The organism is Vibrio sp. 10N.237.312.B06 (assembly GCF_041464685.1).
GTDB classification, from domain to species: domain Bacteria; phylum Pseudomonadota; class Gammaproteobacteria; order Enterobacterales; family Vibrionaceae; genus Vibrio; species Vibrio tasmaniensis_A.
In genome coordinates, this window is record NZ_JBFSPI010000060.1 from 24277 (window position 1) to 32761 (window position 8485).

An 8485-nucleotide genomic window follows, 5' to 3' on the forward strand; every position below is an offset into this window, starting at 1 on the left:
CTAAAAAAGGCAGGTTGTCCCTGCCTTTTTGTGGAAACTTGTTTATTGTTTTACTTAAACCAGAGCGTTGTAACGATCTAGTCCAGCTTCTAGATCCGCAATCAGGTCATCGACGTCTTCTAAGCCGATATGAACGCGTATCAAGGTTCCTTCGAAGTTAGGGTTCGCTACCGTTCTCAAGCTATTAAAGCTGCTCGGTTCGTTCGCTAGAATCAAACTTTCAAATCCACCCCATGAGTAACCCATACTAAAGTGCGTCATACCATCAAGCAGAGCAGTCGTTGCTTTTGTGTTTGAGTTCTTAAGAACGAAAGAGAACAAACCATTACCGCCAGTGAAGTCTCGTTTGAAGAATTCATGACCGGGACAAGACTCAAGGGCAGGGTGACGAACATGGTCAACCTCAGGGCGTGTTTCTAACCACTTTGCTACTTTTAGGCTGCTTTCAGCATGTTGGCGAAGTCGAACGTCAAGAGTGCGAATACCGCGAAGAGCAAGATAAGCGTCATCTGGAGATACGCACTGTCCCATCAAGTAACTCTGCTCTCTCAGTTGATCCCAACATTTTTCGTTGGCTACTGCCGTTCCTAGCATCACATCAGAGTGACCAACAATGTATTTAGTCGCCGCTTGAATTGAGATGTCGACGCCAAAATCGAACGGTGAGAAGTTAACACCAGCCGCCCACGTGTTATCGAGCATTACAATGATGTCATGTTCATGGGCAATACGTGCGAGTGTTGGGATGTCTTGAACTTCCATGGTGACTGAACCCGGAGACTCAGTAAATAGAACCTTAGTATTTGGCTTAATAAGGTCTTGGATACCTTCACCGATCGTTGGCTCGTAGTAAGTGGTCTCTACACCCATCTTTTTCATTATGGTGTCACAGAAATCACGAGTGGGTTCGTAACAGGTATCGACCATCAGAATATGGTCACCTGTTTCAACAAAAGAGAGGATGGCATTAGAGATGGCTGCCGTACCACAAGGGTAAAGTGCGCAACCTACACCACCTTCAACTTCAACCATTGCATCTTGAAATGCGAAATGAGTCGTGGTGCCACGGCGTCCGTAGAAAAGTGTCTTGTTAGCGCGGTTGATGGTCGCTTTGCGTTTCTCTTCTACTGTGTTGAACACGACAGTTGAAGCGCGTTGTACTGGTGGGTTAACGACACCATTAGTCCACTTCTTATCACGACCTGCAGTGATCAGTTTAGTGGTTTTGTTCTCGGACATGCTGTGAATTCCTTATCAATCGGTTATGTCCTATTTAAAACATGCCAATAGCCTTCAAAGCAAGAGGAGAGCGGGAGTTTTTGCGCTTTTCTTTTGCTTTTTAACCTTCCACGTCGTTTATCGTGAAAGGTTTAAAATCCGATAGTCGGCGAGTGATGAGCCGCGGTGGACGCATTGATGGAATTAAAGCAGCGGGTTGAATAAGTAAAACAACCTTTCGAAGAAGCGGTTGCGTAGGTTTCTCTCCTCCCATTGCTCCAATTCCACTGGATGAGATGATTCAATATAGGATTGCTGCAAATCAAACAGTTGCTTGGTGAAGTGCACATCATCAACGGCTAGCGTTACTTCGAAGTTAAGCCATAGGCTGCGCATGTCGATATTGACCGTTCCGATTAAGCAAAACTCTTCATCAATCACTACCGATTTGGTGTGAAGAAGCCCGCCGTAAAACTCATATATCTTCACTCCGGCTTCAAGCAGTTCGGTATAGAAGGCGCGAGAAGCCCATTTAACCATTAATGAATCGTTGTTATGTGGAATGATTAATTCTACGCTGACACCACGTTGTGCCGTCATTTTGAGTGTTTCTAATAAGTCGGCACTCGGTACAAAGTAGGGTGTTGTAATACGAACTGAATGGTTTGCTTGATTAATCGCAATAGTAAGAACTTGCAGAATCAAATACTCCGGCATGCCCGGCCCAGATGGCACTACTTGAACTGGATGATGCGTCATTATTTCTTCAACCGGACACTCTGGTAAATCAGGAAGAATGCGTTCACCTGTTTCCACTTCCCAATCCCAACCATGAATTGCTGACAACACGTTAACGGTTGGCCCAGTGACGCGAACCATGACATCAATCCATTGGCCGACACCTGAGCTCTGTTTGAAATGAGCTGGATCTACCATATTCATTGACCCGGTATAGGCGATGGACTCATCAATCACGATGATCTTCCGGTGCTGCCTTAGATCTAAACGGCGTAAGAAAATACGCCAAGGACTAACCTCTAATGCTTGGACAACGTGAACGCCAGCGTCTTTCATCATTGAACGCCAGTGACTTTTGAAAAAACGCGGGCTACCTGCAGAATCGAGTAAAACTTTAACATCGACACCACGTTTTGCAGCTCGAATAAGTGCGGAAGCAACGGAATCAGTTAAGCCACCGGGGTGCCAAATATAGAAAACCATTTTGATACTCGTCTGGGCGTTTTCTATATCTTCGATAATTGCGTGTAGGATCTCATTTGGAGAAGCTTGCAGTGAAAGTGTGTTTCCGCTGAGAGCTGGAATGCCCATCCGATTGTTACAAAGCTCATCAATTTTGTGGATAGGCGAGCCGACTTTACCTGGAAGGTGGACTTGGCAATCATTTAATTGGCGGAACCCATCACCAAAAGGCGTAAACATGCGATGTGCCCGCTCAGCCCTCTTTCTACCGAGATTTAGCTCTCCGAAAAGGAAGTAACAAGCGACGCCAACAATAGGGATTATGTAGATAACCATCAACCATGCGAGAGAAACGCTGACAGAGCGTCGTTTTAGTACGACACGAAAAGTCACACCGGCGACAAGGACCCAGTATAAAGCGACAGAAGCTAAAGTTAAAAAATGGTAGAGCTTTTCCACATTGAATACTCGAAAAAAGAGACACTTAGATAGTAATGCTATTTTACGGATATGGGAATTTAAGGAATCAACTATTTACAAAATAGAGCAAAAGCTGTAAACAGGTTAAAGTTGTTAAGTTTTAGTTAACTTAAGACGAATGCAATTGTTTTGTATGAAAAACCGGCATTTAACCATAAAGATTTACATTGATAACGAAATATATACGGTTCGGGCTTCCAATTGTATTCTTAAACTGGTTTACTTGCTAGATAACGAGCGTCAATCAAATCTTTTAATGGTGTAAATTATTATATACACCTTATCTTTTAATGACGCCACACAAAGCAAAATACAACATCACATAACACAAAAGTTTGGAGTAAACGTGGCTACTAGTAATACAACCACTACACCCCGCGATACCTGGGGTTCGAAATTAGGATTCGTAATGGCTGCAGCAGGTTCTGCTGTTGGCTTAGGTAACATCTGGAAATTCCCATACACAGCAGGTGAAAGTGGCGGCGGTGCATTCGTTGCAATTTATCTGTTTTTTGTAATCTTCATCGGTTTTAGTGTGATGCTAACTGAATTTGCGATTGGCCGTCATACGCAAAAATCAGCAGTAGGTGCATTTAAATCAACTGACCGTCGCTGGACGTTCGCTGGTGTTATTGGCGTAGTCAGTGGTTTACTTATCATGGGTTTCTACCCTGTAGTAGGTGGCTGGTCTATCGCATACATCGGTAAAATTGCTGGTGGTCTACTAGACGCACCTGAAGCAATTGGCGACAGCTTCGGTGGCTTTATCTCAAACCCAGTTCAGCCACTAATGTGGATGGGCCTATACCTACTACTTAACGTTGTCATCGTTATGAAGGGTATTTCTGGCGGTATTGAGAAAGCGGGTAAGATTCTGATGCCACTTCTTTTCATCATCCTTATCGTGGTATCAATCAAAGGCCTAATGCTTCCGGGCGCGATTGCTGGTCTTGAATTCCTATTCAGCCCTGACTTCTCTAAAGTAGACAGCGGTGTAATCCTAGCTGCACTAGGTCAAGCATTCTTCTCACTATCTCTTGGTATGGGTTGTATGTTGACTTACGGTTCTTACCTTAAGAAGAAAGAGAACCTAGTTCAAACTACAGCTATGGTTACGGCGATGGATACAGGCGTTGCTATCCTAGCTGGTGTTGCAATGTTCCCTGCAATGTTCGCATTCGGTATGGAGCCTGCAGCAGGTCCTGGTCTAGTATTCGTTGTTGTTCCTCAGCTATTCGCTGAAATGGGCGGCGTAGTTGGTCTTCTATTTGCTCTTATGTTCTTCGTTGGTCTAAGTGTTGCGGCACTGACTTCTTCAGTATCTCTACTTGAAGTTGTTGTTTCGTACCTAATCGATGAGAAAGGCATGAAGCGTGTAACAGCTGTACTGTCTGCAAGTGTCGTAATGGCGATTCTATGTATCTTCGCTTCTCTATCTCTTGGTGGCTTTGGTCCAACGCTGTTTGGTACTGGTGCATTCGATATCTTCGACCTACTAACGGATAAGATCTTCCTAGCAGTTGGCGGTATGTTGGTATGTATCTTCGCTGGTTGGAGACTGAACCGTGCTGACCTAGAGAAAGAAATCACTAACGACGGTGAAGTATCTTTCCCTCTATTCGGTCTATGGTACACACTCGTTAAGTACATCATCCCAGTAGCTATCGCTATCGTAGCGTTCATGGGTATCTCTTCTGGCTTCGACAGCGGTAAAGGTGCAATCATGCTACTAGGTATTGGTATCATTGCCGGTTCTGCGCTTATCTCTAAGAAGCTATAATTCTTAGAAAATCTAATCGCAAACTAAAGTTAATTGATAAGCGGGAGCCATTGGCTCCCGTTTTTTTATGCGATGCACTTATTGTTTTTCGAGAAATAAAAACATCGTCCCCTAAAGTTATCCGTGTGGTGGCCGATATATCTTTCGGTTAGGCTATATCGGCCTGTATTTATTTTAGGTAGGTGTTCTGTGAAATTGTCAGTGAGAAAAAAACTATATTTGGGTTTTGGATCTATATTGGCGGTGCTTGTCACGTTAGTAGGGATTGTATCGATAGAAGTGATTGGGGCTCACGAGAGCTCTGATGAAATTAGACTGGATGATGTTCCAGGAACTGTTACCTACCTTATATTGATCGATGAAGCTGGTGATGTTTACCGTGATGCTTTGGGCGCGGTTGTTCAGGGCGGTAATGCGCTCAATGATTATCGAGCTAATAAGACTCAATTTTCTCAAGCAATTGAAGAAGCAAAGCGTTTAGAGAGTAAAGGCTCAGAGGACCATCGTCGTGTTCAGCGAATTGAAGAGCTAATGGGGCGCTTTACTCAAGAGTTTGAATCGAAGCTCGTACCTATGCTTAATGATGAAACTGCATTGTTATCAAATATCCAGCAGCTTCGCTCTTTGTATGAGAGTAATCTTATCCCGATTGAAAATTTGCTTGATCAAGCATCTGAAAGTGAGATTGCTGATACAGAGCGAGCTCTGCTAACACTAACGGATTCGTTTATTACAATCGAACGCACGATTATGGTGTTGACTGCGGTTGCGATTGTGTTTGGCTGTGTAATTGCGTTTGTATTGTCTAGCTCTATTACTAATCGCTTAACTCGTGTAGAGCAAGTTGCACGACGCGTAGCAAATGGTGATCTGACGGCTGGGGATATTGTTGATGATTCTGGTGATGAATTGGCTGACCTTGCTCAATCGATCAACCAGATGCAAAAGTCATTGGTCGATCTCCTCGGTTCTATCTCATCAGTGACTACCCAAGTTCAATCCGTTACTGGTGAGCTATCATCAATTAGCCACGACATCGTATCTGGCGCCTCTGCTCAAGCAGATAAAGCGACATTGATTGCGACTGCAGCAGAAGAACTAAGCTTAACCATTTCTGAAGTAGCGCAACAAGGTACTTCTACTTATGAAGAAGCGCGCCGCTCAGAAACGTCTGCAGAAGACGGTCGTAAAGTGATCGTGGAGATGGTTGCGAGCATCCAACAAGTGTCTACTCAAATGAGCGACATGTCGTTACAAATGAACACGCTGGGTTCACATGGCGAGCAGATTGGCAGTGTTATCAAGGTAATCGAAGATATCGCAGAACAAACCAACCTCTTGGCTCTGAACGCGGCTATTGAAGCTGCGCGTGCTGGTGAGTTCGGTCGTGGTTTTGCCGTGGTAGCTGATGAAGTACGAGCGCTAGCGGAGAGAACGACTAAAGCAACACAAGAAGTGTCTGGTATCATCCAATCTATTCAATCTGGTACTCAAGAAGCGGTTACTTACACTCAAGACAACTGTCGTTTAGTTGAAATTGGTGTAGAGCAAAGTACAGGGGCGGTATCGGCTCTAGAAGCAATTGTTAGCGGTGCGGGCAACGTACAAAGCATGGTTAACTCAATTGCGACTGCGGCAGAAGAACAGACAGCGGTGACAAAAGAAATCGCAGCGGATATTACGGCAATCAGTGATATCTCTGAACAGTCATTACAGTTAGCGACTCGCAGCTCTGAGAACACATCAGGTTTGAATGCTAAAGTTGCCGAACTTGAAGGCTTAGTAGGTAAGTTCAAACTTGCTTAGAGCTTAGAGCTTAGAGCTTAGAGCTTAGAGCTTAGAGCTTAGAGCTTAGAGCTGGATCATAAGTCTAGAACATAAGCTTAGAGCGAATTGATTAAAGACTTCCCAGTAAAAGTTGCCTATTGAAACATAAGCCCAACGATTCAATGTTTATTGAACTCGTTGGGCTTTTTCGTAGCTGGAATCTGGATTCAGACACGGTATACTCCACGTTCTACAATGGAGCTAGCCTTTACATGTTCGACATTCTTCTGAATCACTCTGATTTTTTACTTATAAACAAACATCCAGGCGTCAGCGTCCATAAAGACGATGGTGATACGATGTTATTGCAAGAAGTTGCTAAGGCAATCAATGAGCCGAAGCTATATTTAGTCCATCGTCTCGATAAAATGACGTCAGGAATTCTACTGTTGGCAAAAAATGCCCCGGCAGCGAGTGAGCTTTCACAGTTGTTTGCAAAGCGTGAAGTAGAGAAGTACTACCTTGCGATAGGCTCCAAGAAGCCGAAGAAAAAGCAGGGGCTGATCTCAGGAGATATGGAGCGTTCACGACGCTCAAGCTGGAAGCTGCTGACAACCAAAGAAAACCCAGCGATTACCCAATTTTTATCTGCAACGGCTGAACCCGGTGAGCGTCTACTTTTATGTAAACCCTATACGGGGCGAACTCATCAGATCCGTGTCGCGATGAAGTCCATTGGCTCGGCTATTGTTGGTGATCCTATTTACAATCCATCGAACGAGGCTGACAGAGGCTATCTGCATGCCTTCGCGATTCGATTTACCTATCAATCACAAGCCTACGAATATGTCTGCGATCCAAGAAACCTCGACTCTTTGGGTGAGAAATGGCATCAAGAGATCGTGTCTAATGGTATAGACAGTTGGCTTGAACCTTGGTCATTAACGTGGCCAAAGCTAAACACTAAGTGAGTGAAATAATGGAAGCATCAGCTTTACCTCTGTTTTTTAGTCATATTGAACAGCAATTGAATGAAGTGCCGAATGAACTACGTCGTATTTTTCACGGGCGTGGCAAGTTTTGGCCCGGCCTAGATCAACTCACTTGTGATTGGGTTGATGGACAGTTATTGGTTAACGTGTTTAAAGAAGTGGACCAAGCGTTCTTATCATCTCTAAAGACTGGATTGGTCGACCTCACTAACAAAAATATCTGGCAAGTAAAACAGGGCACAAGCATTGTGCTGCAACACCGTTATGCTGATGGCGCGCCCTCTGAAGTCTTGTGGGGTCAATTGAACGACTCACCAGTCGTGGTTGAACATGGGCTTAAGTACCAACTAGACATTGGCCGCAATCAGAACTTCGGTCTGTTCCTAGACATGCGTAATGGTCGTCAGTGGGTACAAGATAATGCTAAGGATAAGAACGTTCTTAACCTGTTCGCATACACTTGTGGTTTCTCTGTGGCGGCGATTGCGGGTGGCGCTCGACAATGCATGAACGTAGACATGTCACGCGGCTCGCTAAACAAAGGCCGTGATAACCACCGCTTGAATGAGCATGACATGCGCTCGGTGAACTTCCTTGGCTACGACATCTTTAAGTCGTGGGGAAAAATCAAGAAGGGTGGCCCATATGAGCTGGTTATTATCGATCCGCCTTCGTTCCAAAAAGGCAGCTTTGCACTTACTAAAGACTACAAAAAGATCTTACGTCGTTTGCCTGAGCTTCTAACCGAAGGTGGTGAAGTGATTGCTTGTGTTAACTCACCAGCAGTGTCACCAAACTTCTTGATTGAGACGATGGTAGAAGAAGCGCCAAGTGTTGAGTTTATCGAGCGTCTAGATAACCCACCTGAGTTTGTCGATGTTGACCCCGATTCAAGTTTGAAAGTCCTGAGATTTAAAATTAACGTTTCTTAAGACGCTTAATTTAGAGTTAACAAATATCAACGTTTGAAAGTAAAAAAGCCACTCAATGAGTCAACACCTATCATTTAAGGTGTTTAGATCGCACAGTGTAGCGAGTCTTACTAAAA

The 8485-nt window shown here is 44.3% G+C and carries 6 protein-coding genes; 4 read left to right on the top strand and 2 right to left on the bottom strand.

What is annotated here, in order from left to right:
- Positions 1 to 54 precede the first annotated feature (54 nt).
- Positions 55 to 1239, bottom strand: a complete 1185-nt coding sequence (locus tag AB6C75_RS15950; RefSeq protein WP_372108153.1) for a cystathionine beta-lyase — start codon at positions 1237 to 1239, stop codon at positions 55 to 57.
- Between the two features lie 183 nt (positions 1240 to 1422).
- Positions 1423 to 2877: a cardiolipin synthase gene (gene cls / locus AB6C75_RS15955; protein WP_372108154.1), complete on the bottom strand. Its 1455-nt coding sequence runs from the start codon at positions 2875 to 2877 to the stop codon at positions 1423 to 1425.
- A gap of 367 nt (positions 2878 to 3244) precedes the next feature.
- On the opposite strand from cls, the gene AB6C75_RS15960 reads away from it, so the two are divergent.
- From AB6C75_RS15960 to AB6C75_RS15975, 4 genes are all read left to right on the top strand, one after another.
- Positions 3245 to 4678, top strand: a complete 1434-nt coding sequence (locus AB6C75_RS15960) for a sodium-dependent transporter (protein WP_372108155.1) — start codon at positions 3245 to 3247, stop codon at positions 4676 to 4678.
- A 189-nt stretch (positions 4679 to 4867) separates the two neighbouring features.
- The gene (locus tag AB6C75_RS15965) at positions 4868 to 6484 is read left to right on the top strand and encodes a methyl-accepting chemotaxis protein (protein WP_009848765.1); all 1617 of its coding nucleotides are present in this window, start codon (positions 4868 to 4870) and stop codon (positions 6482 to 6484) included.
- 233 nt (positions 6485 to 6717) lie between these two features.
- On the top strand, positions 6718 to 7416 hold the full coding sequence (locus AB6C75_RS15970) for a TIGR01621 family pseudouridine synthase (protein ID WP_372108156.1): 699 nt from the start codon (positions 6718 to 6720) through the stop codon (positions 7414 to 7416).
- 8 nt (positions 7417 to 7424) lie between these two features.
- Complete coding sequence (locus AB6C75_RS15975; protein WP_372108157.1) at positions 7425 to 8369, top strand: class I SAM-dependent methyltransferase; 945 nt, start codon at positions 7425 to 7427, stop codon at positions 8367 to 8369.
- Positions 8370 to 8485 lie beyond the last annotated feature (116 nt).

What these genes read in the sequence shown, in the direction of transcription:
- AB6C75_RS15950 (WP_372108153.1), bottom strand. Translation starts at nt 1,239, where the DNA reads ATGTCCGAGAACAAAACCACTAAACTGATCACTGCAGGTCGTGATAAG.
- AB6C75_RS15970 (WP_372108156.1), top strand. Translation starts at nt 6,718, where the DNA reads ATGTTCGACATTCTTCTGAATCACTCTGATTTTTTACTTATAAACAAA.
- AB6C75_RS15975 (WP_372108157.1), top strand. Translation starts at nt 7,425, where the DNA reads ATGGAAGCATCAGCTTTACCTCTGTTTTTTAGTCATATTGAACAGCAA.